29 protein-coding genes, 1 tRNA gene and 1 riboswitch are annotated in these 25,457 nt (G+C 59.6%); of the genes, 16 read left to right on the plus strand and 14 right to left on the minus strand.

Features of this window, described 5'->3' with window-relative positions:
- The first annotated feature begins 158 nt into the window (after window positions 1-158).
- On the plus strand, window positions 159-896 hold the full coding sequence (gene lptB, locus JAO77_RS20400; RefSeq protein WP_198992287.1) for an LPS export ABC transporter ATP-binding protein: 738 nt from the start codon (window positions 159-161) through the stop codon (window positions 894-896).
- Between the two features lie 86 nt (window positions 897-982).
- Complete coding sequence (locus tag JAO77_RS20405; RefSeq protein ID WP_370550306.1) at window positions 983-2,512, plus strand: GH3 auxin-responsive promoter family protein; 1,530 nt, start codon at window positions 983-985, stop codon at window positions 2,510-2,512.
- A 72-nt stretch (window positions 2,513-2,584) separates the two neighbouring features.
- Here the strand turns inward: JAO77_RS20405 and tal are convergent, their stop codons facing one another.
- Window positions 2,585-3,727, minus strand: coding sequence for a transaldolase (gene tal / locus JAO77_RS20410; RefSeq protein WP_198992288.1), 1,143 nt, complete (start codon window positions 3,725-3,727; stop codon window positions 2,585-2,587).
- 415 nt (window positions 3,728-4,142) lie between these two features.
- Here tal and JAO77_RS20415 point away from each other — a divergent pair, with 415 nt between their 5' ends.
- Complete coding sequence (locus JAO77_RS20415; RefSeq protein ID WP_198992289.1) at window positions 4,143-4,439, plus strand: hypothetical protein; 297 nt, start codon at window positions 4,143-4,145, stop codon at window positions 4,437-4,439.
- 289 nt (window positions 4,440-4,728) lie between these two features.
- Window positions 4,729-5,247 (plus strand): DUF2306 domain-containing protein, encoded by a 519-nt coding sequence (locus JAO77_RS20420; RefSeq protein WP_198992290.1) that lies wholly within the window; start codon window positions 4,729-4,731, stop codon window positions 5,245-5,247.
- A 63-nt stretch (window positions 5,248-5,310) separates the two neighbouring features.
- Here the strand turns inward: JAO77_RS20420 and JAO77_RS20425 are convergent.
- Window positions 5,311-5,384: transfer RNA gene (locus JAO77_RS20425), tRNA-Val, on the minus strand.
- A gap of 140 nt (window positions 5,385-5,524) precedes the next feature.
- Between JAO77_RS20425 and JAO77_RS20430 the strand changes: the two genes are divergently transcribed.
- Window positions 5,525-6,034 carry a DUF6992 family protein gene (locus tag JAO77_RS20430; protein WP_198992291.1) on the plus strand — a complete coding sequence of 170 codons (510 nt, stop codon included), beginning with the start codon at window positions 5,525-5,527 and terminating at the stop codon, window positions 6,032-6,034.
- 57 nt (window positions 6,035-6,091) lie between these two features.
- Here JAO77_RS20430 and JAO77_RS20435 read toward each other — a convergent pair whose 3' ends face one another.
- The 6 genes from JAO77_RS20435 to JAO77_RS20460 all read right to left on the minus strand — a co-directional run bounded on the left by JAO77_RS20435 (window position 6,092) and on the right by JAO77_RS20460 (window position 10,528).
- Window positions 6,092-6,613 carry an acyl-CoA thioesterase gene (locus tag JAO77_RS20435; RefSeq protein WP_198992292.1) on the minus strand — a complete coding sequence of 174 codons (522 nt, stop codon included), beginning with the start codon at window positions 6,611-6,613 and terminating at the stop codon, window positions 6,092-6,094.
- Window positions 6,614-6,664: 51 nt separating this feature from the next.
- Window positions 6,665-7,063, minus strand: coding sequence for an STAS domain-containing protein (locus JAO77_RS20440; RefSeq protein ID WP_198992293.1), 399 nt, complete (start codon window positions 7,061-7,063; stop codon window positions 6,665-6,667).
- 362 nt (window positions 7,064-7,425) lie between these two features.
- Window positions 7,426-8,085, minus strand: a complete 660-nt coding sequence (locus JAO77_RS20445; RefSeq protein ID WP_198992294.1) for a response regulator — start codon at window positions 8,083-8,085, stop codon at window positions 7,426-7,428.
- Window positions 8,086-8,241: 156 nt separating this feature from the next.
- Entirely contained in the window at window positions 8,242-9,495 is a 1,254-nt protein-coding gene (kbl, locus tag JAO77_RS20450) for a glycine C-acetyltransferase (protein WP_198992295.1), read from the minus strand.
- 32 nt (window positions 9,496-9,527) lie between these two features.
- Window positions 9,528-10,325: a hypothetical protein gene (locus JAO77_RS20455; protein ID WP_198992296.1), complete on the minus strand. Its 798-nt coding sequence runs from the start codon at window positions 10,323-10,325 to the stop codon at window positions 9,528-9,530.
- Between the two features lie 11 nt (window positions 10,326-10,336).
- Window positions 10,337-10,528, minus strand: a complete 192-nt coding sequence (locus JAO77_RS20460) for a hypothetical protein (protein WP_198992297.1) — start codon at window positions 10,526-10,528, stop codon at window positions 10,337-10,339.
- Window positions 10,529-10,669: 141 nt separating this feature from the next.
- On the opposite strand from JAO77_RS20460, the gene JAO77_RS20465 reads away from it, so the two are divergent.
- Window positions 10,670-11,662, plus strand: coding sequence for an NAD-dependent epimerase/dehydratase family protein (locus tag JAO77_RS20465; protein WP_198992298.1), 993 nt, complete (start codon window positions 10,670-10,672; stop codon window positions 11,660-11,662).
- 72 nt (window positions 11,663-11,734) lie between these two features.
- Here the strand turns inward: JAO77_RS20465 and JAO77_RS20470 are convergent, their stop codons facing one another.
- Together JAO77_RS20470 and JAO77_RS20475 are read right to left on the minus strand one after the other, a co-directional pair.
- Entirely contained in the window at window positions 11,735-12,064 is a 330-nt protein-coding gene (locus tag JAO77_RS20470) for a hypothetical protein (RefSeq protein WP_198992299.1), read from the minus strand.
- Window positions 12,065-12,149: 85 nt separating this feature from the next.
- Complete coding sequence (locus JAO77_RS20475; RefSeq protein WP_198992300.1) at window positions 12,150-12,914, minus strand: TerC family protein; 765 nt, start codon at window positions 12,912-12,914, stop codon at window positions 12,150-12,152.
- Between the two features lie 127 nt (window positions 12,915-13,041).
- On the opposite strand from JAO77_RS20475, the gene JAO77_RS20480 reads away from it, so the two are divergent.
- The 4 genes from JAO77_RS20480 (at window position 13,042) to JAO77_RS20495 (ending at window position 16,850) form a co-directional block, all read left to right on the plus strand.
- The gene (locus JAO77_RS20480; protein ID WP_198992301.1) at window positions 13,042-13,797 is read left to right on the plus strand and encodes a DUF3891 family protein; all 756 of its coding nucleotides are present in this window, start codon (window positions 13,042-13,044) and stop codon (window positions 13,795-13,797) included.
- A gap of 153 nt (window positions 13,798-13,950) precedes the next feature.
- Window positions 13,951-14,919 (plus strand): YihY/virulence factor BrkB family protein, encoded by a 969-nt coding sequence (locus tag JAO77_RS20485; protein ID WP_198992302.1) that lies wholly within the window; start codon window positions 13,951-13,953, stop codon window positions 14,917-14,919.
- 201 nt (window positions 14,920-15,120) lie between these two features.
- Window positions 15,121-16,080, plus strand: coding sequence for a hypothetical protein (locus tag JAO77_RS20490; RefSeq protein WP_198992303.1), 960 nt, complete (start codon window positions 15,121-15,123; stop codon window positions 16,078-16,080).
- A 134-nt stretch (window positions 16,081-16,214) separates the two neighbouring features.
- Window positions 16,215-16,850: a hypothetical protein gene (locus tag JAO77_RS20495; protein WP_198992304.1), complete on the plus strand. Its 636-nt coding sequence runs from the start codon at window positions 16,215-16,217 to the stop codon at window positions 16,848-16,850.
- Window positions 16,851-16,856: 6 nt separating this feature from the next.
- On the opposite strand, the gene rlmN is transcribed toward JAO77_RS20495, so the two are convergent.
- Together rlmN and JAO77_RS20505 are read right to left on the minus strand one after the other, a co-directional pair.
- Window positions 16,857-17,930, minus strand: coding sequence for a dual-specificity RNA methyltransferase RlmN (gene rlmN, locus JAO77_RS20500; protein WP_198992305.1), 1,074 nt, complete (start codon window positions 17,928-17,930; stop codon window positions 16,857-16,859).
- A gap of 57 nt (window positions 17,931-17,987) precedes the next feature.
- The gene (locus JAO77_RS20505; RefSeq protein WP_198992306.1) at window positions 17,988-18,554 is read right to left on the minus strand and encodes an energy transducer TonB; all 567 of its coding nucleotides are present in this window, start codon (window positions 18,552-18,554) and stop codon (window positions 17,988-17,990) included.
- Window positions 18,555-18,583: 29 nt separating this feature from the next.
- Window positions 18,584-18,681: riboswitch (TPP riboswitch) on the plus strand.
- Between the two features lie 81 nt (window positions 18,682-18,762).
- Between JAO77_RS20505 and thiS the strand changes: the two genes are divergently transcribed.
- From thiS to thiH, 6 genes are all read left to right on the plus strand, one after another.
- Window positions 18,763-18,966, plus strand: a complete 204-nt coding sequence (gene thiS / locus JAO77_RS20510; RefSeq protein ID WP_198992307.1) for a sulfur carrier protein ThiS — start codon at window positions 18,763-18,765, stop codon at window positions 18,964-18,966.
- A 36-nt stretch (window positions 18,967-19,002) separates the two neighbouring features.
- Entirely contained in the window at window positions 19,003-20,880 is a 1,878-nt protein-coding gene (thiC, locus tag JAO77_RS20515) for a phosphomethylpyrimidine synthase ThiC (protein ID WP_198992308.1), read from the plus strand.
- Between the two features lie 134 nt (window positions 20,881-21,014).
- Window positions 21,015-21,770 (plus strand): bifunctional hydroxymethylpyrimidine kinase/phosphomethylpyrimidine kinase, encoded by a 756-nt coding sequence (gene thiD, locus JAO77_RS20520; protein WP_198992309.1) that lies wholly within the window; start codon window positions 21,015-21,017, stop codon window positions 21,768-21,770.
- Window positions 21,767-22,399 (plus strand): thiamine phosphate synthase, encoded by a 633-nt coding sequence (locus tag JAO77_RS20525; RefSeq protein ID WP_198992310.1) that lies wholly within the window; start codon window positions 21,767-21,769, stop codon window positions 22,397-22,399. Before thiD ends, JAO77_RS20525 begins: the two co-directional genes overlap by 4 nt.
- Complete coding sequence (locus tag JAO77_RS20530; protein ID WP_198992311.1) at window positions 22,396-23,175, plus strand: thiazole synthase; 780 nt, start codon at window positions 22,396-22,398, stop codon at window positions 23,173-23,175. Before JAO77_RS20525 ends, JAO77_RS20530 begins: the two co-directional genes overlap by 4 nt.
- 136 nt (window positions 23,176-23,311) lie before the next feature.
- The gene (thiH, locus tag JAO77_RS20535) at window positions 23,312-24,421 is read left to right on the plus strand and encodes a 2-iminoacetate synthase ThiH (RefSeq protein ID WP_198992312.1); all 1,110 of its coding nucleotides are present in this window, start codon (window positions 23,312-23,314) and stop codon (window positions 24,419-24,421) included.
- On the opposite strand, the gene JAO77_RS20540 is transcribed toward thiH, so the two are convergent.
- On the minus strand, window positions 24,379-25,026 hold the full coding sequence (locus JAO77_RS20540; protein WP_198992313.1) for a thiamine phosphate synthase: 648 nt from the start codon (window positions 25,024-25,026) through the stop codon (window positions 24,379-24,381). The genes thiH and JAO77_RS20540 overlap by 43 nt on opposite strands.
- A complete protein-coding gene (locus tag JAO77_RS20545; RefSeq protein WP_198992314.1) occupies window positions 25,023-25,457 on the minus strand; it encodes an acyl-CoA thioesterase in 435 nt (144 codons plus the stop codon). Before JAO77_RS20545 ends, JAO77_RS20540 begins: the two co-directional genes overlap by 4 nt.

Here is a 25,457-nt window from a genome sequence, read left to right on the forward strand (position 1 = left end):
CTAGCCCACGCAAACGCCCAAAACCAAAGCCTCCACCTCGGAGGCTTTGGTTTTGCGTTTACTACTACCTAGGACCCTCGCAATTTTCGAGCGGCCTTGCCTGTTAGTCAGTGCACCGGGCGCGCAGCCGCGCCGGGGCTTTACTTTTGCTACCGTCTATGATTCTTCGCGCCGAGCACCTCGTCAAACAATACAAAGCCCGCACGGTCGTCAACGACATGTCGCTGACCGTGTCGCAGGGCGAAATCGTGGGGCTGCTGGGCCCCAACGGCGCCGGCAAAACCACCTGCTTCTACATGATGGTGGGCATGGTAAAAGCTAACTCGGGCAATATTTTCATTGATGATGAGAATATTACTCAATTGCCCATCTACCAGCGGGCCCGCCGCGGCATGGGCTACCTGGCTCAGGAAGCCAGTGTGTTTCGCGACCTAAGCGTGGAGGAGAATATCTTGTCGGTGCTCGAAATGACTAACCTGCCCAAGAAAGCGCAGCATGACAAAGTAGAGGAGCTACTCGAAGAGTTTAGCCTGGGCCACGTGCGCAAAAACCTAGGCAAGGTGCTGAGCGGTGGCGAGCGCCGCCGCACCGAAATAGCCCGCGCCCTGGCCGTAAACCCCAAGTTTGTACTGCTCGACGAGCCCTTTGCGGGCGTGGACCCCATCGCTACCGAAGAAATTCAGGGCATCGTGGCCAAGCTCAAAAACCAGAACATCGGCGTGCTCATTACCGACCACGACGTAAACTCGACCCTCGAAATTGTGGACCGCGCCTACTTGCTCTTCGAGGGCAAGCTGCTGAAGGCCGGCACCGCCGAAGAGCTGGCCGCCGACGAAACCGTGCGCCGCGTGTACCTAGGCAAAAACTTCGAGTTCAAGCGCAAAGTGTTTAATTAATCGGTAGTTGTTAATGTAACTGGTTAATTCAAGCTGGCGCCATTCGGCATTAACAACTACCAATTAACCCTTAACAATTAAAGAAGGTGCTCGACCTCGCTATTGCCGCTGCTACCCAGCTCAGCAGCCTACCTAGGCTGGCGCGGGTGCGCCAGCAGCCGCACGAGTTGCAAGCGGCGATGTTGCGCTACCTGCTGGGCCGGGCCAAGGACACGAGCTGGGGCCGCCGCTACGGCTACGCGGCCGGGCTACCCGCCCAGGAGTTTGGCGCCCGCGTGCCCGTGAGCACCTACGAGCAGCTATACCCCGAGCTAGAGAAAGTACTGCGGGGCCAGCCCAATGTGCTGTGGCCTGGCCCCGCCCCGCAGTGGCAGGCCAAAAGCAGCGGCACCACCAACGCCCGCAGCAAGTTTATTCCGCTTACTGCCGAGGCGCTGCACCACAACCACTACCGCGCCGGGCGCGACATGCTGGCCCTCTCCACGCATCTCTACCCCGCGCAGCGGCTCCTGCAAGGCAAAACCCTGAGCCTAGGTGGCACCCACGGCCCTAGCCCCTTTGGGCCGGCAGCGCGGGCCGGCGACGTATCGGCCCTCATCATGCAGAGCCTGCCGGGCTGGGCCGAGTACCTGCGCACCCCTCCCCTGCCGCTGGCGCTGCTCGATGAGTGGGAAGAAAAAATTGAGCGCATTGCCCGCCACGTGCTAACCCAGGATGTGCGCGTGCTGGCTGGCGTGCCTACCTGGATGGTGGTGCTGCTGCGGCGCGTGGTAGCCCTGGCCGGGGCCCAGCACGTGGCCGAGGTGTGGCCCCACCTAGGGCTATTTTTGCACGGCGCCGTGGCCTTTGGGCCCTATCGCGAGCTGTTTCGGCAGCTCATCCCAAGCGCGCACATGCGCTACCTAGAAATCTATAATGCCTCGGAAGGCTACTTCGCCTTGCAAGACGAGCCCGGCACGCCCGACCTGCTGCTGCTGCTCGACCACGGCATCTACTACGAGTTTTTGCCCGCGGCCGAGTTCGATAGCCCCAACCCACAACCCGTACCGCTGGAGGCCGTCGAAATTGGCCCGAGCTACGCGCTGGTTATCAGCACCAGCGCCGGGCTGTGGCGCTACCTGGTGGGCGACACGGTGCGCTTTACCTCGCTGCGGCCCTACCGGGTGCGCATCACGGGGCGTACCAAGCACTTCCTCAATGCCTTTGGCGAAGAAGTAGTTATCGAAAACGCCGAAGCTGCCGTGACGGCCGCCTCCCAGGCCACCGGCGTGCAGGTGCGCGACTTCACGGCGGCGCCCATCTACTTTGCAGCGGGTGCGGCCTCGCGCGGCGGCCACGAGTGGGCAGTTGAGTGCACCGGCCCACCGCCCGCCGACCTAGGGCGCTTTGCCGAGGTGCTCGACCATACGCTGCGCCAGCTCAACTCGGACTACGACGCCAAGCGCCACCGCGACCTGGCCCTCGGGCCGCCCCGCGTGCACCTAGTGCCCGTCGGCACTTTTGAGGCGTGGTTGCGCGGCCAGGGCCCCCTAGGTGGCCAGCGCAAGGTGCCCCGCCTCAGCAACGCCCGCGAGGTGCTGGAGGCCGTGCTGACGCTAGCCCAGGCGGGCGCCTAACTAAAAACGCCTGGGCCACTGCGACAAGCACAGCAACCCAGGCGTTCGAGTAGCAGGTAGCTACTAAAAAGCTTATTTCAGCGCTTCGGTGCCTGCTGCGGCCTGCTCGCGCTTCTTCTCAACTGAGTCAATCAGCTTGCCGAAGGGCTCGATGAACTTCTGCACGCCCTCTGTTTCGAGCTGCTGGGTGCTGGCATCGAGGTCGATGCCTACCTTGGGCAGGTCGGCCAGCACTTGGCGAGCTTTGTCGAGGCCCTGCTCGAGGCGGTCGGCGGGTTGGCCTTTTTCCTTGAAGATATCCATGGTCTCGACCGGAATGGTGTTCACCGTTTTCGGGCCGATGAGGTTTTCGACGTATTTCAGGTCGTCGTATTTCGGGTTTTTGTTGCCCGTGCTAGCCCACAGTAGGCGCTGCGTGTTCGCACCTTTGTCGGCCAGGGCCTGCCAGCGCGCACCGGCAAAAATCTCTTTGTAGAGCTGGTAGGCCTGCTTGGCGCTGGCCAGGGCCACCTCGCCCACCAGCGACTCGGCCAGTTGGCCTTTCTCGCCGCCTTCGGCCGCGATTTTCTCCAGCTGCGGGTCAAGCAGCACGTCGATGCGCGAAAGGAAGAAGCTGGCTACTGAGTCGATACCCTCGAGCGATTGGCCGGCCTTGGCGCGGTCTTCGAGGCCCGCGATGAAGGCTTCGGCAACGGCCTTGTAGCGGTCGAGGCCGAAAATCAGGGTCACGTTAACATTGATGCCTTCCGAAATAAGCGTGCGAATGGCGGGCAGCCCCTCCTGGGTGGCCGGCACTTTTATCATCACGTTCGGGCGGTTCACGTCTTGCCACAGCTGGCGGCCTTCGGCCACGGTCCCCTCGGTGTCGTGGGCGAGCTTGGGCGATACTTCGAGGCTCACGTAGCCATCGCTAGAGTTGTCGTGGCTGTCGTAGAGCGGGCGAAACAGGTCGCAGGCGGCTTGCACGTCGGCCACGGCTAGGCCCACATAGATTTCTTCGGCCGACTTGCCCTGGCGGGCCTGCTCCTTGATGGTGTCGTCGTAGTCGGCCGAGCCGCCGATGGCCTTCTCAAAAATGGCGGGGTTAGACGTAACGCCCCGCAGCGCATCTTCGTCGATGCGGCGCTTCAACTCACCGTTGGTGAGCACTTTACGGCTAATAAAATCGAGCCAGAGGCTCTGGTCCAGGCGGCGGATGTCGACTAAGGGATTCATATGAAAGAAGGAAAACTGGGGTGAAAAGGCAAACGGCCAGCGTTCTCCAGGGTTATTGGCCAAGCTACCCTTTCAACAAACGCAGCTACATAAAGTAGCCACCGGGTGCCAAAGTAACTTACTAGGTTGCTATCAAACCATAAAAAAGTTGGGCCTTAGGCTTGGCTGAGCAACCAAGGCTAGCGCTTTTGCCACTGAGGCAGGGCGGCGCTAGCCTATCGCTACCGTTGTGATAGCTGATGTATAGGCACCCAGCTTGTTAGTGCCAGATGGGCTGTGTGTAGCTAGCGCCTCCTATTCTACCACGGCGCCAAGTACATACCACCGGCTCTGGCGCGGCCGGGGACCCACAACCCTAGGGTAGCTTTTAGGGTACAAGCTTTAGAAAAGTCTCTTTTGTTTTTTCGCTCTTCCTATGAAACTCACGCATTTTCTCGTAGCTGCTGCCCTCTGCAGCACCAGCGCCGCCCTGGCCCAGACTACCCCCGTGCAAGGCGCTCAAAAAAGCCCGACCACCCTTACGCCGAGCAGCGCCGCACCAGCGCTAAACCCCAATAGTGCCGCTAATACTACGCGCGATATTCCGGCTACCGGTGCCCCCGATGCTATCGACAATACGCCCCTGGGCCCGAAGGACAAGCGGGCCACGAGCAGCAAAAAGCAAAAAAGCTCGATGTCATCGAGCAAGGGCAAGATGAAGACTAAAATGTAGAAAAGCCTGTAAGCTCAGGTTTTTTCTTGAAGTAAAAGCCCCCGCCTTCTTGACAGAAGGCGGGGGCTTTTTTAGGCCCTAGGCTTCGCTGGCGGCTCTTTTTAAGGCTTAACACTCTGTGCTTGTAGCTGCCTATCTACCAGCGCACAGCTTCTTGCGCAGGCCCGGCTACCGGGTGAGGTAGCCGGGCTGCTCACTACTCAGGCTCTGCTTCTTAAAGCCTTGCTTTCTGATTCAAGCTGGGCGCCCTAGGTAGCAACCCGCTGCCAAGCGGGGCGGTACAGGAGGCATGCCCTCTTTGCTTCATTCGCCGGTAAGCGTGCTTCACCTGCTGGCCGCGCTGGTGGCGCTGGGCACCGGCACCGCAGCCCTTTTTCTCCCCAAGGCCACAACGAGGCACCGCCGCCTGGGCTGGGCCTACGTGGGCAGCATGAGCGTTTTGCTACTTACGGCCTTCCGCATCTACACTCTGTTTGGGCGGTTTGGCATTGTGCACTGGGGGGCGGTGGGCAGTGCGGGGGCCCTGGCGCTAGGAGTGGGGGCCGCCGTGGCCCGCCCGCCCGGCGTGGCGTGGTTGCGCTGGCACTACGTAGGCATGGGTACTTCCCTCACGGGCTTATACGCGGCTTTGGTGGTCGAAAGCACCTACCGCCTCTTCTCGCCGGCTTATTTTTGGTGGAGCACGCTTGGGTCGGGCCTCTTGGTGCTGCTGCTGGGCGGCGGGCTGCTGTACAGGCAGTATCCGGCCTGGGTCGCGGCCTACGGGGTATCTGCGGCGGGGCGGGCGGCCCGTGCGCCGGCCACCTAGGTGGACCTAGGTGGTGCTACATACGCAAAGTGCCCTTCGGCACGCAGCCAAAGGGCACTATAGTGGGCAATGCCGGATTCGAACCGGCGACCTCTACCATGTCAAGGTAGCGCTCTAACCAACTGAGCTAATTCCCCAGTGTGGGGTGGTTGGGGCCGCGAAAGTACGGCGCCGGCGGGGTTTGTGCACGCCTAGGTGGTTATTTTTTGGCTTTGGCTGCACTAGCGAGGCGCATGGCAGAGCCGGGCAGCTGGCTTTGGGCAGTTTCTTTGCGCTTATGATAAGCGCTGTATTGCTGACGTCGGTGGCCCCCGCAGCGGGCTGGTTGGCCGCCTACCAGGCCCGCGAGCTGCTGCTGGGCCGGGGCCTGGGCCTGCTGGGTGTGTGGGCGCTGGCCAATCTCATCCTCAGCGGCTACCAGCTGCCGCGCACCGACCGGCGCGAAATGCCCCACCACTTTCACTTCATGAATTGCTGCTGGGGCTTCATCAACGCGGTGCTGGCCGCGGTGGGCATTTTGCGCACCCACCCCGGCGCGCCGCCCACCGGCTTCACGGCCCTCGACGCGGCCTTCGACCAGCAGCACGTCGTGCAGTTGTTTCAGGTAAATGCCGTACTCGACCTAGGCTACCTGCTGATAGGCTGGTGGCTGGTGGCCCGCGCCGCCCGGCCCGCGCTGCAGCCCATCACGCCGGTGCGGCTGCTGGGCTACGGCCGTTCCATCTGGCTGCAAGGCGGCTTTCTGCTGGTTTTCGACGCCATTATGGCGGAGGTGATGAGTAAATAACTTACTGAGCGACACTTCTAAGTAGCAAGCCACTACGCTACCTATTCCCAGCACCCATTACTCCTGGCCCGCGGAGCGGCGCTGCTGCTTTAGCTCTTGGCGCACGGCCTTCACACGCTCGTCGAAGCCGTCGGGGTCGTAGTCGATGTGGGGCACGTCGACCTCCTCCAGCATGTCCATCAGGGCATCGGCGTGGTCGAGGCGCGTGCCGGCGGGCAGCTGCACAAAGGCCATTTCCGACCACAGCAGCGCCAGAAGCCGCTGGCCATCGGCCGAGCGCATTTGCATCTCAACCACTAGGTTGGAGTTGTCGAAGTGAATGAGCTGGGAAAGAATGCGCACCATGACGCCCTGCCGCGCCGGCTTGAGGTAGCTGAGGTGGTGCTTAGTAATAACCCAGGCCGCGTGCTGGGCCCGCGCCAGCTCGCCCATGTTCAGGGCGTAGTGCTCGGCCACGTGGTCTTCGCGGGCATTGAGGAAGTAATCGATGTAGCGGGCGTTGTTGAGGTGGCCCAGCATGTCGCAGTCCTGAAAGTGGATGCGGTGCTGGGTTTCGGGGGTGCGAACGAGGCGCGGCATAGGCGGGCATACGGGTTGGGGCCGCGAAGGTAGGCGCGCCAGCGCACTGCCCTAGGCCGCGGCGCTGGCCAGCAAAAACTGCGGCCCCCGAAAATCCGTGGCGGGGCACAGTGCCATGTCCGTGCACATTCCACTATCCTTTAGCTCATTAAGCAAGTTACTGGGCAGCCCACACCAATAAAGCTGCGTGCTGCTGGCGCGTGCTTTGCTGTCGGCCTGGAGCAGCGCTTCCTGGCCCACCCCGTTGAGCGAATGCAGCCCCCGGCAATCAATCCAGGCTTGTGGCACGGCCCGCACCAGCAGTTGGTTGATGGCCTGTGCCAGGTGGGCCGCATCGTCGGGCGTGGTGCATCCTCCCCGCAAGCTCAGTCCCATGCAGTCGCGATGGCCTCCTAGGTGGATGGTCAGCGTCCTCATCGGAAAAACGAGGAGCAAGAAAGTATCAGCCATAGCTACTGATGTGAGGAGAGAATACAATGCAAATGTACCCGGCTTCTGTCCTATATCGACTACTTTTAATACTTAATTTATACGCGTTAGTTACGCTTCATTTATAAATAGGTAATTGTACTTACGTACTATACCCATCTCATTAGCGAGCACGTTATACAATTTTACACAACTGATATAGCCGCCTGATAAATTGGCAGATACGCCTAGGCCTATCTTAGCTGCTGCTTACAACTCGCGTAGCTGCCACGAACACACCTAGGGCGCCTAACGGCTCAGCTGCTGTGCCAGCCAAGCAATAAGACGCCCTAAAATATTATCAAAAAATAGTACTATTCTTCAGTAGGCCTTCATTTCTTGAGCTAATCGAGCAGTCCCTGCGTCATGGCCAGTTTGATAAGCGCCGCGGTGTTTTTGGTTTGGGTTTTCTCCAGTATGTTCTGGCGGTGCGTTTCGATAGTGCGCTTGCTAGTAAATAGCTTTTCAGCCATTTCGCTGGTTGTCAGGCCTTCGGCTAACAGGCGCAGAATTTCGGTTTCGCGGCGCGTTAGCTGGCCCGCCTTCTTAAATTCGGTGGCTTCGCTGGGCTCGCTGGGCTCTTCTTTGGCCAGCACCTTGTGCAGCATGGCTAAGCCAAGGTCGCTGCACAAAAACTGCTTGCCATTGGCTACCGTCTGAATGGCAATCAAAATTTCGCCTTTATCCGCGCTTTTGAGGATGTAGCCGTGCGCGCCGGCGCCGAAGAGCTGCCCAATGTAGCGCTCGTGGTTGAGCATCGACAGCACCAGGATTTTAATATCGGGGTACTCGGCGTGTAGGCGTTGGGTGGTAGCCAGGCCATCGAGTACGGGCATGTTGATATCGAGTAGCACCACATTGGCGGGCGTAGTGGGCAGTTGGTCGAGCAGCTCCTGGCCATTGTTGGCTTCGCCTACTACTTCCAGGCCAGGCTCCTGCGCCAGCAGCGCCCGAATGCCGTCGCGCACAATGGCATGGTCGTCAACTAAAAAGATACGGTTCATAGATGCTAGGCGTTAGTATCTTTTGTAGCAACCCCTGCAGCACTGATACTTGTAGCAGGCAAGGTTTGTTAGGAAAATCCAAATTATTTTGATAAAACTCTATTTCCTCAGGCCAGAAGCTAGGCACTGGCCTGAGGAACAATACTTGGCTTGTACTTAGGGCGTGTTTTCCACTACTTGTGGACCTTTCGGCGCTTCGGCCTCCGCAGCCTTGTCTTTGAGCGTGCCTAGCTCGCGGCCTACTTTCTTGAAGGCGGCAATGGCCTTGTCGAGGTGCTCGCGGGTGTGGGCGGCGCTGAGCTGCACCCGGATGCGGGCCTTGCCCTGCGGCACCACGGGGTAGTAGAAACCCACTACGTAGATACCCTCATCAAGCATCTTAGCGGCAAACTCCTGGGCCAGCTTGGCATCGTAGAGCATAACGGGCACAATGGGGTGCTCGCCGGGCGTGATGTCGAAGCCAGCGGCCGTCATCTGCTCGCGGAAGTATTTGGTGTTGATTTCGAGCTGGTCGCGCAGGGCGGTACTCTCAGTCAGCAGTTCCAGTACACGCAGACTGGCACCCACGATGGCCGGGGCCAGGGTATTGCTAAACAAATAGGGCCGCGAGCGCTGGCGTAGAATTTCGATAATCTCCTTGCGCCCGCTCGTGAAGCCGCCCATGGCGCCACCTAGGGCCTTGCCTAGGGTCCCGGTGATGATGTCGACGCGGCCCAGCACGTTGCGGTACTCGTGGGTGCCGCGGCCGGTTTTGCCCAAGAAGCCCATCGAGTGGCACTCATCTATCATCACTAGGGCGTCGTACTGGTCGGCGAGGTCGCAGATTTTGTCGAGCTGCGCAATGGTGCCGTCCATCGAAAACGAGCCGTCGGTGACGATGATGCGGTGGCGCATGCCGGCGTTCACGGCGTCCTGGAGCTGCTTCTCTAGGTCGGCCATGTCGTTGTGGGTGTAGCGGTAGCGCTTGGCTTTGCACAGGCGCACGCCATCGATGATGCTGGCGTGGTTGAGCGCGTCGCTGATGATGGCATCGCGCTCGTCAAACAGCGGCTCGAACACCCCGCCGTTGGCGTCGAAGGCGGCGGCGTAGAGAATGGTATCCTCGGTACCTAGAAACTCGGCCAGCTTGGCTTCGAGCTGCTTATGAATATCCTGGGTGCCGCAAATAAAGCGCACCGAGCTCATGCCGTAGCCGTGCGAGTCGATGGTTTCTTTGGCCGCTTTTAGCACCTCGGGGTGCGAGCTGAGCCCTAGGTAGTTATTAGCGCAGAAGTTGAGGACATCGCCCGCTTCGTTGGTCTGGATTTCGGCGCCCTGAGGCGAGGTAATCACGCGCTCCTTTTTGTAAAGGCCGGCGTCTTTTATTTCCTGCAGCGTCTGCTGGAGGTCGGCTTGAAGGGTTCCGTACATGGGGCGGTGGAAGAGATGGTGAGCGCACAAAACTACTCCAAGCCCAAAGTGGGCAGCGGAATAGCGTGCTCTAGGGAGTACAAGAGATTAGAAATTCGTTGGGCTAGGCCGGTAGACAAGTTATCATAGTAAAAGAAGCCTTCTGCGAGACACTGCCGCATCTTTAAGTCGAAATTGACCTCTGGCGGTGTGGCTTTGCCTAGGTAGTAGAAACAGTACAACCAGTCTACCAGCATAAGAAAGGCTGGTGATTGTACGTAATTAGCCGAAGACTGATTTGGTGCCGGCTGCACAACTTCGCACCAGGCTTTTTGCAGCCACGCCTCAGGTAATAAGCCACTTTGCACTAACTCCTGATAAACGGGCTCTACGGAATTGCCCCACCCATCTACCGAACGGCCAGCTATAAATTCCCCAAACTCTTGCTGGAGCAGCGCTAAGCACACATGCCACCATGCCCGTAAGCAGTCTAGCACAACCTGCTGTTCCTGCGCAGGCCAGTTGTGCCAATGCGCGTAAGCGAGCTTATTGGCAAAGCATTGTAGGTCACAGGCTCCATCGTGGATAGTGCCAGGATAGTAACTCGAATCTGGGGTCAGCGCCGCAACGAGCTTAGGCAAAAAATGCTTGAAATCAGTTTCATTACCCCAGGTAGTCATTGCTTTAAAAGCATAGCGCCGCAGATTACCACTTTGTAGTTCGGCATGGTCGGCCGCAGATACGCAACAGGGGCAACCGTCCGTGTCACCACGTAGCGGGTACTTTGCAAATACATCTACCAATGCGCCATGTGCTTGTGCCAATTTGCTGTGAGCTACTGTTAAATCCATACGAGTTGTGTTCAGTGCTGCGCCTGCACTCTACTGAAAAACGCCTGCACGCCATGCTTTGCTAGCTCCTGCAAGGCTCCGCCGTAGGCAATGCCTCGGATGCCATCGCCCTTCATGATAAGATTGCGGCAGGTAATGGGAGAAGAGGTAGCTTGAGCCTGGGCAGCTTGCGAAGTACCTAGCAAGACCAATGAACTGAGCATGAGTAGCAAGCGTATAATCATAGGGTTTAAATATACCCCTAGCTGCAGGCTGCAACGCGTGGCGGCGCTCATCGTCCCTACCCCTGGCCGTATCTTTGCGGTACGCACTTCCCACCCCCTCCCCCAACAGTTTAATCGTTTATGCAACCCTCGCCTAGCGAACCTGCTACTCCTCGAACACCAGGCACTGTACTCGTCATTGGCGCCTGCGGCCAGCTGGGGCTAGAGCTCACGGCCGCCCTGCGCCAGCGCTACGCGCCCGAGGCCGTAATAGCGGCCGATGTGCGTGCCCCCCAGCACCCCGAGGCGCTGGTCGGCGGCCCCTTCGAGCTGCTCGATGTGCTCGACAAAGCCCGCCTCGAAACCCTGGTGCAGCAGTATCGCCCGGTACAAATTTATAATCTAGCCGCCCTGCTCTCGGCCACGGCTGAGAAGAACCCGGCGTTTGCCTGGAAGCTCAACATGGACGGCCTGCTGAATGTGCTGAACGTGGCCGTGCAGTACCAGGTGCCGCAGGTGTACTGGCCCAGCTCCATCGCGGTATTCGGGCCCGATACGCCTCGCGAGCACACGCCGCAGGTCACCATCATGAACCCCAACACGGTGTATGGCATCAGCAAGCTGGCCGGCGAGCAGTGGTGCGAGTGGTACCACCGCCACCACGGCCTCGACGTGCGCAGCCTGCGCTACCCTGGCCTCATTGGCTACAAGAGCCTGCCCGGCGGCGGCACCACCGACTACGCCGTGGACATCTACCATAAGGCCGTGGCCGGCGAAGACTTTTCGTGCTTTCTGAAGCCCGACACCCGCCTGCCCATGATGTACATGCCCGACGCGCTGAAGGCCACCCTCGACCTGATGCACGCCCCGGCCGAAAACATCAACGTGCGCACCAGCTACAACCTAGGGGCTATGAGCTTCACGCCTCAGGAGGTAGCCGCCGCCATTCAGCAAGAAGTGCCGAGCTTCCGGATTTCCTACGCGCCCGACGCACGTCAGGCCATCGCCGACTCGTGGCCCGCCAGCATCGACGACAGCGCCGCCCGGCACGACTGGAACTGGTCACCCGACTACGACCTAGGCAAGATGACGCACGATATGCTCGCGCACCTACGCGAGCTGGTGCCAGCGTAGGCTACTCCGCTATCGAAAAGGCCCTGACTACTCGCTGTAGTCAGGGCCTTTTTAGTTGAGAATTACCGTTGGCTAGAAGCTCACCTGGCCAGCGGCCTGCTTTAGCAAATCGCTCAGTTGGTAGAGTCGGCTTTGCGAGTCGGGGGTGGCATTGACGGCCGCAGCCGCAGTCTGCTGGCTGAGGGTGCTCAGGCTACCGGCCACAGACCCATGATGATTTTGGGTAATAGCATCTTGCAGCTTTTGCAGCTCAGCCGCAATAGGTGCCAGGTCGGCGTTGCCCTGCAAAGCGTCAATCCAGCCGCCGACGGCCGATTTGGCCTCGTCCGTAATCTTAAGTAATCCGTTTTGCAACGCGTCGAGGGTAGCGTCGAGCTGCGCGGTGGGCGAAGGAGTAGCCATGTATATGAAACAGGAAAAGTGAAATACTACCTCCCTAACGGCTACTCGCCGGGCAGAGTTAAGTACTTCGCATCTCGGTCGCCCCTTACTGCCCGCCCAGGCGCTGCGGCCACCCTAGGAAGCGCGACGTGAGCAGCGGCACCCCGAACACGGCCACCGTCAGCACCGTCAGGCCCACATCGGCGGCCTCACTGGTGAGGAACACCGAGAACGGGTGGGTAGGCAGATAATGCTCAAACAACGATAGCATCAGCTTAAGCCCCAAGATGCCGATAATGACGAAGGCCGCCGTTTCGAGGAAGGGGTACTTGCCCATGAGCAGCACAAAAGCCTGCGCCACCAGCCGCATGGCCAGGATACCGATAAACACCCCGGCACAGATGATAACCAGGTTGTTGGTAAAGGCTACCACGGCAAACACGTTATCGATGGAGAAGGCCAGGTCCATGAGCTCGATGAGCGCCACGGTAGCCCAGAACTTACCAAACATCCCCAGAGTGCGGCGATAAATCCAGCTCTTCGATTTCTCTACATGCTCTTCTTCATGCGGCGGGCCGGCCCGGAAGTGGTCCCACACCAAGTAGAGCAGGTAGAGGCCACCTAGGGGTTTCAAAAACCAAAATTCGATGAGGTACGAGGCAAACAGAATGCAGAGCCCCCGGAACAGGTACGCCCCAAAAATGCCGTAGCGCAGGGCCTTCTTGCGCTGCTCGGGGGCGAGGTCGCCGACCATGGTGGCCAGCACGGCCGCATTGTCGACCGAGAGCAGGCTTTCGATAATAATGAGGTTGCCCACGAGGGCCAGGGCCGCCAGCGGATTGTCGATGATTTGCTGGATGTCTTGGTTCATGCCGAAGGAGGAAAGACCGCAAAGCTACTGGCCGGGGCGAGTTGGCAGCCGGAGCGCAGTAGCGCAAAGGGCATCTTGTACGTAGACCCAGCCACTTTGCCTACCTAGGTCAAGTGCCCGTTCCAAGATGATAGTAAACCCTACCCCCACTGGCTGGCAGATAATCTACCAGCAGGCCCACGCTTTGCTAGCCATGCAGCTGGCCTGGGCCTGGCCGCCCTTTCTGCCCGCCGACCGCTGGGTGGGCCTGTTGGCCGCCACTGCGCAGCACGACGATGAGCAAGCGCCTTGGCACGGGCGCGGCGGCCACCACGGCCTCACGCCAGCCGGCGCCCCGGCCAATTTTACGCAAGTGGCCTTTTCGCTGGAGCAAGCCACGGGCGTGCTGCACGCCGCGCGCTTTCAGGGGCGCTGGCGCAGCTTGCTCACCAGCCTGCACCTAAGCACCCTGTATGAGCCGCTGCGCGGCAGCGAGGCCAAAACCACCGCTTTTCTGGACGAGCTGCACACCAGCCAGGCGCGCTGGACCAAGGAGCTGCGCCTTACCAAAACGCAGGTACGCCAGGCCTACGACTTGCTGCATTGGTGCGACCGCCTCTCGCTCATCTTGTGCCGCCAAGAGCTACCCGAGATGGGCCGCGCCGTCGAAATTTACCCCGACCCACTGGGCACCGGGCACCGCACGCCGCACCTAGTGCGCCAGCCTGCCGGGCCGGGCACGCCCGTAGTCGTGTCGCCCTGGCCATTCGCGACTAAAGAGTTAGTGGTGAGCGTGGAATCTCAAGAATTGCACCAGCTTCAGTTTCGCGATGACGCCGAGCTGGCAGCCGCGCTACACCAAGCTACCATTCAAACGTTAAGCTGGACGCTACAATCGGCCTAGGTTATTTTTTCGTGCATTTTTCGGGCAAAAAATTGTCGGGGCCGTATCTACTAGGGCCCTGGGCGGGCTAGGGCTGGTGGTACTGGGCAGATTAGCCACGGCGCGGGCTGGCCCAGTACTCACTTATTGCTACGCTTTTTCTGCTTCCGCACGATGGCCCACTACAAGCTTTCCGACATCTTCGCCACCCTCAAATCGTCGGCCGGCGAGTTTGGCAACAACAACTCCTTCCGGCACTCGGCGGCGCTTTCGTACTACACCATTTTTTCGCTGCCGCCGCTGCTGCTCATCGTTATCACCTCGGCCAGCGCCGTGTATGGCGGCGAGGCCCTTACTGGCCAAATCTACGGCCAGCTTAAAGGCCTGGTGGGCGCCGATGCCGCGGCGTTTCTGCAGGAAAGCATCGCCAAATTCACACTACAGCAAAAATCCGGGCTTGCCACTGCTATCGGCATAGGCACCCTCATTTTTGCGGCTACTACCTTCTTCGTTACGCTGCAAGAAAGCATCAACGATATCTGGAACCTGAAAGTAAAAACCCAGGGCATCGGCGTGTGGCAGTACGTGCAGCAGCGGCTGCTCTCGTTCGGGCTCATCCTCAGCGTAGCGCTGCTGCTACTCATCTCCTTCGTGGTGAGCGCCGTGCTCAGCATTTTCACGGGCTGGCTGCAGCGGCATATTCCAGAGGCGGGGCTCATCGCCATCCGGCTCGTCGATTTCAGCTTGTCGCTCATAGTCACGACGCTGCTGTTCGCGCTCATCTACAAGTTCTTACCCGATGCCATCATTCGTTGGCGCGATGTAGGCATTGGCGCGTTCATCACGGCTTCGCTCTTTATCCTGGGCAAGTATTTGATTGCTTTTTATATTTCCAAATCCAACCCGGGGTCGGCTTTCGGCGCGGCGGGGTCGGCCATTGTGCTGCTGGTCTGGATTAACTATTCCTCGCTCATCATCTTCTTCGGGGCCGAGTTCACCCAGGAGTTTGCCGACGCCTTTGGGCAGCGCGTGCAGCCCAAGGCCCACGCCGTGCGGGTCAAGTTGACGGAGGTTCCGCCTGCCGAAACCGAGGAAGCCATTGCTACCGGCCGCCCGCAAGCCACCGGCCGCTGGCGGGCCTAAGTAGCTAAAGCCTAAGCCACAACCGCACCACCGAAGCCTCAACTCACTCATATATAGCTTTTTAAGCTAATTAAAATCTACTTTTATCCTGTTAAAACACTGTAAGTAAAAGTCAGATACAAAGCTATTTAAGTTTGCAACCAAGCCAGTTAGTAAGCGCATCTTTGCGACAGCCGAATCATTCACCGGCCCTTCATCGTTATGCGCTCTTTACTACTGCTCGGGGGACTATTAATGGCTGGCTCGGCCTGGGCACAGCAGCCTGCCCTACCGGGCGCGCCGCAACCACCGGTGCCTGGGGCTCCTGCCGCGCCCGGCACCGTGCGCATGTCTGAGCTGCCCGAAACCAATGTTACTGGCCGCCACGAGGCGGTGGGCCAAGTGTACAGCGTGGAAACTGCTGGCGGCACTATTTTCACGGGCACGCTGCGGGCCACCAGCGAGGAGTCGCTCACCTTCGAAACCAAGGAGCTGGGCATCGTTACGCTGCAGCGCACCAACATGCGGCAGCTGTCGTCGCTCACGCCCGAGCAGGTGCGGCGCGGCTTCAACTACATTGGCAATGGCACGCGCATGTTTCTTGCCCCCACGGCCCGCAACCTGCACAAGGGAGAAGGCGAAGTGCAGGTCATTAATATCTTTCTGACGGGGGCCAACTACGGCATTACCGACAACATCTCGGTGGGCGTGCTGGTACCAATTATTCCATTTGTCGGCGTGCCCTTCGTGGCCGTGACGCCTAAGGTAAGCGTGCCCATCAACGATAAGTTTCACGTGGGGGCCGGCATCCTGTACGGCTTCGCTACGGGCTTTGAGGGCAGTGCGGGCGCGGGCTACGGCCTAGCCACCTACGGCACGGCCGATACCAACGTGACCTTCGGCCTAGGCTATGGGATAGGCAGCGGGGGCGTTAGCAGCTCACCGGTGGGCGTTATCGGGGCCAATGTGCGGGTATCGCGGCTGTTCTCGCTGGTCAACGAAACGTACCTGGCCAATTTCGGCTCTGTTGGGGGCATAGCCGGCCTAGGTGGCCTGCGCTACACCGCGCCCCGCTTCAACGCCAGCCTGGGCCTGCTGTACTACTCGGCGCGCAACGATGGTGGGGTGTATCCGGCTTACCTAGACGTAGGATTCCGCTTCGGCAAAGTCAAGCTGCGGTAAGACTTGCATAGCACTAGCTGCTTGCGCCCGCTTGAATATTCCTTCAGGCTAAGCAAGAGGTAAGCTGCACTGCCACTATCAGCCGTAAGTTTGACCTATAGCTGCTCAGATGCAGCTGCTAACTAGCTTTACTTATGCGTTTTTCTACACTATTAGCAAGTGTTTGCCTTATAACCGCGTCTTGGCAAGCTCGCGCCCAAACTAAAGACGAAGTAAAAGCTAAGATTGCCAGCAGCGTGTGCGACTGTTTGCAAAAGAAAGAGACTGAGAAGCCTCTCAACACGTTGTCAAAAGAGCAAGCCACCACTGTTGTCACTACTTGCTTTGCAGCAGGGGCTGGCAAAGAGCTAGCGGGAATTCAACACGCTTATGGCGCTAGCGCGTTTAATCAGCCCGAGCTTATGAAACAGATTGGACGCGAAGTAGGAGGCCTAATGCTCCAAAATTGTCCAGCCTTTATACGCGTCAGCATGGCACTGGCACAGATAGACAATGCCAGCAGTGCGGCCTCCACTACCGGGCAAACAATAGGTCGCCTAGGTACCTTACACGGCACTGGCATTGCGATGCTCGATATTGACATCAGTGACACTGAGCAAACCCAATTTGCCTGGCTCCAGCACCTACAGAGTGGCGATGACTTATTAGCGCAACTGCCAAAACTGAAAGGCCAAGCTGTACGCGTATTATGGCGGGAGGTAGAGGTACTAGACCCTTCCACTAATAGCTATCGCAAAGTGCGTCAGCTCACCGGCTTAGAAAAGCAGTAGTGCGCGCTACGCCGCCTCTGCCTTCTCCTTATTAGCGAGCTGGCCGCAGGCAGCGTCGATGTCTTTGCCCCGGCTGCGGCGGATGTTGGTTTGCACGCCGCGGTCGGCGAGGTACTTGTGAAAGGCCGTGATTTTGTCAGCCTCCGCGTTTTGGTACGCCGCGTTCTCGATGGGGTTATACTCGATGAGGTTCACCTTGCAGGGCAGCCACTTGGCAATGGTGAGCAGCTCGGCTGCATCTTCCAGCCCGTCATTAAAGTTCTCGAATACAATGTATTCGTAGGTAACCTTACGACCTGTCTTTTGGTGATAGTACTGCAACGCTTCCTTGAGCGCGGCGAGCGAGTTGGCCTCGTTGATGGGCATAATCTCGTTGCGCTTCGCGTCGTTGGGCGCGTGCAGCGAGAGCGCCAAATTGGCTTTTACATCGTCGTCGGCTAGCTTCTTTATCATCTTGGCGATGCCGGCCGTGCTGATGGTGATGCGCCTAGGTGCCATGTTGAGACCGTCGGGCGCCGTAATGCGGCGCACGCTTTCCACCACGTTGGCGTAGTTGAGTAGCGGCTCGCCCATGCCCATGTACACGATGTTGGTGAGCGGCGTGCCGTACTGGGCCTCGCACTGCTCCCGAATGCGCACCACCTGGTCGTATATCTCGGCCGCGTCGAGGTTGCGCTTGCGGTCCATGTAGCCAGTGGCGCAAAACTTACACGTGAGCGAGCAGCCCACCTGCGACGAGATGCAGGCCGTCATGCGCGTATCGTGCGGGATGAGTACGCCCTCCACAATATTGCCATCGTGCAGCCGGAAGGCCGACTTGATGGTGCCGTCGTTCGAGAGCTGCTGGTTCTGCACGGCCACGCCGTTGATGACGAAGTGCCGGGCCAGCAACTCGCGGGTGCTCAGCGAGATGTTGTTCATTTCCTCGAACGAGCCGGCCGTATTTTTCCACAGCCACTCCGTCACCTGCTTGGCGCGGAAAGGCTTTTCACCATGCTCCACCATAAACGCCTTGAGGTCGTCGGGAGAAACTTTGCGGATATCGCGCTTGGCGGGGGCTAATTCGAGTTCGAGTAACATAGTACAAAGATACAAACAGCCAAGGCGTTGGGTTCCGGCTGAGAATAGGACGATTAGCTATTTCGCTATTTTAGGCGGAGTAATAGGCAAAGTGAACTTAACTGGCACCGTAAGGCTGCTTACAACAGACTTCCCTGCGCGACTAACTGGCCTGAATCTCGGCAACTTCTGTACCGCTTGCAACGCAGCGGCATCACAGTCAGGCCGAAATCCTTTAATGACCTCTGCATCCTGGATTAAGCCAGTTATAGCAATAGTAAATTTAATAAACACCCTACCTTCTGCTCGCTCCTTTATAGCCTGAGATGGGTAAACAAGGCGCTTTTGAATAGCCTCAACAACGTTTAGCTGCTTGCCATTCTCTACCAGCTCTGGCAGCGGTTCAAAATAACAGATAAGCTGCGTTGTGTTCGATTGTGCTGAAGCTGAATAGCTATTAACCAGAAAAAGTAAGCACACCAGCCAGATTACCGCGTATTGCATAATTGCTTTGTTGAGCGTCCCGCTCGATAGATGCCTATCAGACTGACTTTGCACAACTGCTGCCCTTGTTTGCTGACTAAAAGCAGCTACTGCACGGGTTTTGGCAATAAAATTTCGGCAAAACCAACTCGATTCAGCCAACACTTAGTTTTCTCCGCCTACCTTCGCCCCGTAAACTTTAGGGGTGCTTTGCTACGGCAAGGCTGAGACGATACCCTCCGAACCTGAACCAGGTAATGCTGGCGAAGGGAAAAGTACTGGTCCGTTACGCGGCTGCCTTGCGGGGCACGCCGTGGCCGGCACCGCCTATTGCTTACGGCTTCCTATGTCCCAACTAATTTCTAGTTGCATGGTCTGCTACGTAAACAATTCAACCCACGAAGCCACTGAAAACCAGCCGCTCGCCGACTTGCTGGCGGCTCTAGGTCAGGCCCAGACGCGAGGCCTTGCCGTGGCCATCAACGACACCGTGGTGCCCCGCACCGAGTGGGCGACCCACGCCGTGCAGCCCCACGACCGCATTCTGCTTATCCGCGCCACCCAGGGGGGCTAGGCGCGAGCCAGCCTCTTTTCTACCCCATCCAATCAGATGAAGAAAAAAGACCAAGCCCCCCAGCAGACGCTGGTGGAGCGCCAGCCCCTGACCGGCTCGCGCAAGATTTACGTGCCGGGTAAGCTGTACCCCCACATCCAGGTGGCGATGCGCGAAATCGCACTGGCCGACACCGAGCGCAAGTTCGATTTCGGCTTCCCATCGGAGCCGAACGCGCCCGTGACGGTGTACGACACCAGCGGCCCCTACACCGACCCTAGGGTTCAGATAGACCTCAAAAAGGGCCTGCCTAGGTTACGCGAATCGTGGATTTGGGAGCGCGGCGATGTGGAGCAGCTAGCTGGCACCTCGTCGAGCTACGGCCAGCAGCGCGCCGCCGACCCCACCCTCGACCACCTGCGTTTCGAGCACATTCAGGCGCCGCTACGCGCTAAGGCTGGTGCCAATGTCAGCCAGATGCACTACGCCAAGCAGGGCATCATCACGCCCGAGATGGAGTACATTGCCATCCGTGAAAACCAGCGCTTTGACGAGCTGCCCGCCGATGACCCGCTGCGCACGCAGCACCGCGGCCACAGCTTCGGAGCCAACACGCCGGAGGGCCACATCACGGCTGAGTTTGTGCGCCAGGAAGTGGCCGCCGGGCGGGCCGTTATCCCGAGCAACATCAACCACCCGGAGAGCGAGCCCATGATTATCGGGCGCAATTTCCTGGTGAAAATCAATACTAACATCGGCAACTCGGCCGTGACTTCTTCGATTGAGGAAGAAGTAGATAAGGCGGTGTGGAGCTGCCGCTGGGGCGGCGATACGCTCATGGACCTCTCGACCGGCAAGAACATTCACGAAACCCGCGAGTGGATTATCCGCAACTGCCCGGTGCCGGTGGGCACGGTACCCATTTACCAAGCACTGGAGAAGGTGAACGGCAAGGCCGAAGACCTGACCTGGGAGCTGTTCCGGGATACGCTGATTGAGCAGGCCGAGCAGGGCGTGGACTACTTCACTATTCACGCGGGGGTGCGGCTACACTACGTGCCCATGACAGCCAAGCGCGTGACGGGCATCGTGTCGCGCGGCGGCTCCATCATGGCCAAGTGGTGCTTGGCGCACCACAAGGAGAGCTTCCTCTACACGCATTTTGAGGAGATTTGCGAGATTATGAAGGCCTATGATGTGGCCTTTTCACTGGGCGACGGCCTGCGCCCCGGCTCTATAGCCGATGCCAACGACGAGGCGCAGTTTGCCGAGTTGGAGACCCTAGGCGAGCTCACCAAAATAGCCTGGGCGCACGATGTGCAGGTAATGATAGAAGGCCCCGGCCACGTGCCCATGCACCTCATTAAGGAGAACATGGACAAGCAATTGAAGGAGTGCCACGAGGCGCCTTTTTACACCCTAGGGCCGCTCACGACGGACATTGCGCCGGGCTACGACCACATCACATCGGCCATCGGCGCGGCTATGATAGGCTGGTTTGGCACGGCTATGCTCTGCTACGTGACGCCTAAGGAGCACCTAGGGCTGCCCAACAAGCAGGACGTGAAGGACGGGGTAATCGCCTATAAAATTGCAGCTCACGCCGCCGACCTCGCTAAGGGCCACCCCGGCGCGCAGTACCGCGACAACGCCCTGAGTAAGGCCCGCTTCGAGTTCCGCTGGGAAGACCAGTTCAACCTCAGCCTCGACCCCGACACCGCCCGCGAGTACCACGACGAAACCCTGCCCGCCGAGGGCGCCAAGGTAGCGCACTTCTGCTCGATGTGCGGCCCGCATTTCTGCTCCATGAAAATCACGCAGGAAGTACGCGACTACGCTGCCAGCCAGAAGCTGACAGCCGCGCAGGTGCTGAGCGAGGGCATGTTGGAAAAATCGCGGGAGTTCGCAGAGCGAGGCAGCGAGATTTATTTGTAACAAGTCACTTTCCTTCCCGTCTGTCATGCTGAGCTTGCGAAGCATCTTATCGCGCTAAATGCTAGCGTATTCAACATGATAAGATGCTTCGCAAGCTCAGCATGACAGACGGGAAGGATACCTGTTTGAGCTCTATGCGCCCTTACGCCCTCACCATTGCCGGCTTCGACCCCAGCGCCGGGGCCGGCGTGCTGGCCGATGTGAAAACGCTGGAGGCTAGCGGGGTGTATGGGATAGCCGCCTGCACGGCCCTCACCGTGCAAAACGACGTGAGCTTCGAGCGGGTGAGCTGGGTGCCATTAGCCGACATCCAAGACCAAATTCAGACTCTGCTGGTGCGGTTTCAGGTTGATTTTATCAAGGTTGGCCTTATCGAAAGCCTACCCGTGTTACTGAAGCTATTCAGCTGGCTGAAAGCCCAAATCCCGGCCGTGTGCATTGTCTGGGACCCCGTGCTAAAAGCTACGGCTGGCTACGAGTTTCACGCTCAGCCCGATGTCGAGCTGCTTCAAGCTATTTGCCGCGAGTTGGCGCTCCTCACCCCTAATCGGCCGGAGGCGCTGCGGCTCCTCCCGGCCGCTAGCCCCGAAGCTGCTGCCGAGGCGCTGGCCGCCTGGTGCCCGGTGCTACTGAAAGGCGGCCACGCCGACGGCCCTGAAGCTACCGACTTGCTCCTGCTGGGCGGCGAGCGGCACGTGCTCAGCGCGCCGCGCCTGCTGCACGGCGAGAAGCACGGCAGCGGCTGCGTGCTCTCGGCGGCAGTGCTGGCCCGGCTGGCGCTAGGCGATGACCTAGGCGCCGCCTGCCGCGCCGGCAAGGCTTATACAGCCGCCTTTCTAGGCAGCAACGATACGTTGCTAGGCTATCATTATAAAGACGAAAGAACATGAAAATTAGCAACCTGCATTACATCACCACCACGGCTCACGCGGCCGAGCTGGCTTGCCTGGGCGGCGTGTGCTGGGTGCAGCTGCGGGTCAAAAACCTGCCCGCCGCTGTCTGGCAGCAGCGAGCGCTTGACGTGCAGGCCGTATGCCGCCACCACGGCGCCACGCTTATTATCAACGACAATCCGGCGCTGGCCCTGGCCCTCGGCGCCGACGGCGTGCACTTGGGCAAGCAGGACATGAACCCAGCCAAGGCCCGCGCCTTGCTGGGCCCTGGGTTCATCATCGGCGGCACGGCCAACACCTTTGCCGACATCGAAGGGCTGGTGGCGGCGGGCGTCGATTATATCGGCCTAGGACCCTTTCGCTTCACTGCCACCAAGGAAAAGCTGAGCCCGATACTGGGGCTGGTGGGCTACACCGAGATTATGGTGCAGTGCCGGGCGGCCGGCTTCACGACGCCCATCGTCGGTATTGGGGGCGTGGAGCTGGCCGATATACCGGCGTTGCGCGCTGCCGGCCTGCACGGCGTGGCCGTGTCGGGAGCCATCGGCAGCGCCGCCGACCCAACGGATGCAGCTCGGCTTTTTGTCACTGAATTAGCTAAAAGTCAACCAGTAGCATCTTTATGAAAACGCAGCCGCTAGTTATTGCCGGGCGCACGTTCACGTCGCGGCTGTTTACGGGCACAGGCAAATTCAGCTCGTCGAGCCTGATGGAAGAAGCCCTGCTGGCCTCCGGCTCGGAGCTGGTGACGGTGGCCCTCAAGCGGGTGGATGTGGCCGACGCCCACGACGACATTTTGCGTCACTTAGGGCACCCGCAATTTCAGCTGCTGCCTAATACCTCGGGCGTACGCACGGCCAAGGAGGCCGTGTTTGCCGCCCAGCTCGCCCGCGAGGCGCTAGAAACCAACTGGTTGAAGCTGGAAATTCATCCCGACCCCAAGTACCTGCTGCCCGACCCCATCGAGACGCTGCGCGCCGCCGAGGAGCTGGTGAAGCTGGGCTTCGTGGTGCTGCCCTACATCCACGCCGACCCGGTACTCTGCAAGCGCCTCGAAGAAGTAGGCGTGGCCGCCGTGATGCCCCTAGGGTCGCCCATCGGCTCTAATAAGGGCTTGCTGACCAAGGATTTCCTTGAAATTATTATCGGCCAGAGCAATGTACCGGTGGTAGTCGATGCGGGCATCGGCACCCCTTCGCACGCCGCTGCCGCCCTCGAACTAGGCGCCGACGCAGTGCTCGTGAACACAGCCATTGCGGTGGCCGGGCAGCCGGTGGCAATGGCCCACGCCTTCCGGCTGGCCGTGGAGGCTGGGCGCATGGCCTATGAGGCGCGGCTGGCGGCGCCAGTAGCGCACGAAGCGGTGGCTAGTTCGCCGCTCACGGCGTTTTTGGATATGTAAATCACCTGGAAAAAACCGTCATGCAGCGCGCAGCGAGCATCTCGCGTGGCGCAGTAAACCTAGGCGCTAACAACGAGGCGAGCGAGATGCTTCGCTGCGCGCTGCATGACCTTTTCAAATTAATCTATTGCAGCCAATGAGCTTTCGCCCCATTTTTGAAGCCCACGCCTGGGACGATATCAAGGCCAGCATCTATGCTAAAACACCGGCCGATGTGGAGCGCGCCCTAGCCGCGCCGCGCCGCACGCTCGACGATTTTAAGGCACTCATCTCACCGGCCGCCGCGCCCTATCTCGAGCAGATGGCGCAGCTCAGCCACCGCCTCACGCGCAATCGCTTCGGCAATACCATGCAGCTGTACGTGCCGCTGTATTTGAGCAATGAGTGCCAGAATATTTGCACGTACTGCGGCTTCAGCCTCGATAACAAGCTCAAGCGCCGCACGCTCAGCAGCGTGGAAATGCTGGCCGAGGCCGCCGTGCTCAAAGGCTGGGGCTACGACCACGTACTGCTCGTGACCGGCGAAGCCAACCAGACCGTGGGCGTCGATTACCTCGAAAAAGCGCTCAAAACCCTGCGCCCACATTTCGCGCACCTCTCAATGGAAGTGCAGCCGCTCGACCAGGCCGACTACGAGCGCCTCATTCCCGAAGGTCTGAACACGGTGCTGGTGTACCAGGAAACCTACCACCAGGACGACTACAAAAAGCACCACCCTAAGGGCAAGAAGTCGAACTTTCAGTATCGCCTCGACACGCCCGACCGGCTTGGGCGGGCCGGCATTCATAAGATGGGCCTAGGGGTACTCATTGGGCTGGAGGACTGGCGCACTGACTGCTTCTACACCGCGCTGCACCTCGACTATTTAGAAAAAACCTACTGGCAAACCAAGTACAGCCTCTCCTTTCCGCGCCTGCGGCCAGCCGAGGGCCTGCTGCAGCCCAAGGTAGAAATGAGCGACCGCGAGTTGGTGCAGCTCATTTGCGCTTACCGCCTGCTGAATGAGGAAGTAGAGCTCTCGCTCTCGACCCGCGAAATGCCGGCCTTCCGAGACCAGGTTATTAAGCTGGGTATCACCAGCATTAGTGCAGGCTCAAAAACGAACCCTGGTGGCTACGCCGTGGCGCCCGAGTCGCTGGAGCAATTTGAGATTTCCGACGAGCGCAGCCCCGCCGACATCGCGGCCATGCTGCGCCGCCAGGGCTACGAGCCGGTGTGGAAAGACTGGGACGCGGCGCTAGCCTGAACTACCTGCCGCCACGCCGCCACCGGGTCGGGGCTTTGCCACACGGCACCCAGCACCGCCGCCCCCGCGAAGCCTACTTGCCGCACTTGGCCGACAATTTGTGCCTCGATACCACCCAGGGCCAACACTGGTGGCCAGTGGCCGGGCCGCGTTGCTTGTACCCGGAAGGAGCGCTGCAAGTCACCTAGGTCAAACTTACTGGCGTACCCTTCTTTGCTGATACTGTCAAAAATTGGGCTTAGAAATACGTAGTCGTAGCGCCGACGCGTGCGGTTGATTTCGGCCAGCGAATGGAAGGAGGTCGATAGCGTTTGGCCCGGCAGCAGGGCAGGGCGCCGCCGAGCGGCGGCGCGCGCACGCTCCGTGAGGTGCAGCCCCCCAAGCCGATACCGGCGCACTAGCTTGGGGTAGGCGTGCAGTACGAGGCGCGAATAAAAAGCGGGCGGCAACGCTTGGATAAGGGCTTCGAGCTGGGCGGCGGGCCAGCCGGGCTTGCGCAGGTGCAGGCGCCCTAGGTCCTGCGCGAGCAGCTCCGCGAGCACGCGCGGCTCGTCGGGCTGGGCGGTGGGAGCGGTGAGAAGCACCAGCTGAAAGGGCGCGCTCACGGCTGCGGCGGGGCTACTTGGGCGGCCAACTCGGCGGGGAGGGCGCGCAGCTTGCGGGTGTTGTAGTCGAAGCAGAGCATGCCGGTTTTGGCGCGGGCTACCTCGCGGCCGGTTTGGTTTTTGACCAGGTATACGAGGTCGAAGCCGTACTTACTGAGGTCGGCGGCGCCGATGTCGATGTGCAATACGTCGCCGTAGAAGGCCTCGGCTTTGTACTCCACGGCCACATCGGCCATAATGAAGCCGAGCTTGGTGGCGTGGTCTACTTCGGCCGTGCCTAGGTGGGCCAGCAGCTGCACCCGCGCCTCGTGCAGGAGGCTCAGTAAGGCATCATTGCCGAGGTGTGCACCGTAGTTGAGGTCGGTGATGCGCACCGGCAGCTGCGTAGCAAACAGAAACGAACTAGGTAAGGCTATTTTTACGCGGGCCAT

The organism is Hymenobacter sp. BT559, assembly GCF_016427535.1.
Lineage (GTDB): Bacteria > Bacteroidota > Bacteroidia > Cytophagales > Hymenobacteraceae > Hymenobacter.

Bases quoted from the DNA above. Each gene is read 5' to 3' on its own strand.
- JAO77_RS20420 (WP_198992290.1), top strand. From the start codon at position 4,729: ATGCCCTCTTTGCTTCATTCGCCGGTAAGCGTGCTTCACCTGCTGGCC.
- JAO77_RS20415 (WP_198992289.1), top strand. From the start codon at position 4,143: ATGAAACTCACGCATTTTCTCGTAGCTGCTGCCCTCTGCAGCACCAGC.
- JAO77_RS20530 (WP_198992311.1), top strand. From the start codon at position 22,396: ATGAAAACGCAGCCGCTAGTTATTGCCGGGCGCACGTTCACGTCGCGG.
- JAO77_RS20430 (WP_198992291.1), top strand. From the start codon at position 5,525: ATGATAAGCGCTGTATTGCTGACGTCGGTGGCCCCCGCAGCGGGCTGG.
- JAO77_RS20490 (WP_198992303.1), top strand. From the start codon at position 15,121: ATGCGCTCTTTACTACTGCTCGGGGGACTATTAATGGCTGGCTCGGCC.
- JAO77_RS20495 (WP_198992304.1), top strand. From the start codon at position 16,215: ATGCGTTTTTCTACACTATTAGCAAGTGTTTGCCTTATAACCGCGTCT.
- JAO77_RS20485 (WP_198992302.1), top strand. From the start codon at position 13,951: ATGGCCCACTACAAGCTTTCCGACATCTTCGCCACCCTCAAATCGTCG.
- JAO77_RS20435 (WP_198992292.1), bottom strand. From the start codon at position 6,613: ATGCCGCGCCTCGTTCGCACCCCCGAAACCCAGCACCGCATCCACTTT.
- JAO77_RS20465 (WP_198992298.1), top strand. From the start codon at position 10,670: ATGCAACCCTCGCCTAGCGAACCTGCTACTCCTCGAACACCAGGCACT.
- JAO77_RS20460 (WP_198992297.1), bottom strand. From the start codon at position 10,528: ATGCTCAGTTCATTGGTCTTGCTAGGTACTTCGCAAGCTGCCCAGGCT.
- thiH (WP_198992312.1), top strand. From the start codon at position 23,312: ATGAGCTTTCGCCCCATTTTTGAAGCCCACGCCTGGGACGATATCAAG.
- rlmN (WP_198992305.1), bottom strand. From the start codon at position 17,930: ATGTTACTCGAACTCGAATTAGCCCCCGCCAAGCGCGATATCCGCAAA.
- JAO77_RS20475 (WP_198992300.1), bottom strand. From the start codon at position 12,914: ATGAACCAAGACATCCAGCAAATCATCGACAATCCGCTGGCGGCCCTG.
- JAO77_RS20440 (WP_198992293.1), bottom strand. From the start codon at position 7,063: ATGGCTGATACTTTCTTGCTCCTCGTTTTTCCGATGAGGACGCTGACC.
- tal (WP_198992288.1), bottom strand. From the start codon at position 3,727: ATGAATCCCTTAGTCGACATCCGCCGCCTGGACCAGAGCCTCTGGCTC.
- lptB (WP_198992287.1), top strand. From the start codon at position 159: ATGATTCTTCGCGCCGAGCACCTCGTCAAACAATACAAAGCCCGCACG.
- JAO77_RS20445 (WP_198992294.1), bottom strand. From the start codon at position 8,085: ATGAACCGTATCTTTTTAGTTGACGACCATGCCATTGTGCGCGACGGC.
- JAO77_RS20545 (WP_198992314.1), bottom strand. From the start codon at position 25,457: ATGGCCCGCGTAAAAATAGCCTTACCTAGTTCGTTTCTGTTTGCTACG.
- thiC (WP_198992308.1), top strand. From the start codon at position 19,003: ATGAAGAAAAAAGACCAAGCCCCCCAGCAGACGCTGGTGGAGCGCCAG.
- JAO77_RS20480 (WP_198992301.1), top strand. From the start codon at position 13,042: ATGATAGTAAACCCTACCCCCACTGGCTGGCAGATAATCTACCAGCAG.
- JAO77_RS20470 (WP_198992299.1), bottom strand. From the start codon at position 12,064: ATGGCTACTCCTTCGCCCACCGCGCAGCTCGACGCTACCCTCGACGCG.
- JAO77_RS20455 (WP_198992296.1), bottom strand. From the start codon at position 10,325: ATGGATTTAACAGTAGCTCACAGCAAATTGGCACAAGCACATGGCGCA.
- kbl (WP_198992295.1), bottom strand. From the start codon at position 9,495: ATGTACGGAACCCTTCAAGCCGACCTCCAGCAGACGCTGCAGGAAATA.
- JAO77_RS20525 (WP_198992310.1), top strand. From the start codon at position 21,767: ATGAAAATTAGCAACCTGCATTACATCACCACCACGGCTCACGCGGCC.
- thiS (WP_198992307.1), top strand. From the start codon at position 18,763: ATGGTCTGCTACGTAAACAATTCAACCCACGAAGCCACTGAAAACCAG.
- thiD (WP_198992309.1), top strand. From the start codon at position 21,015: ATGCGCCCTTACGCCCTCACCATTGCCGGCTTCGACCCCAGCGCCGGG.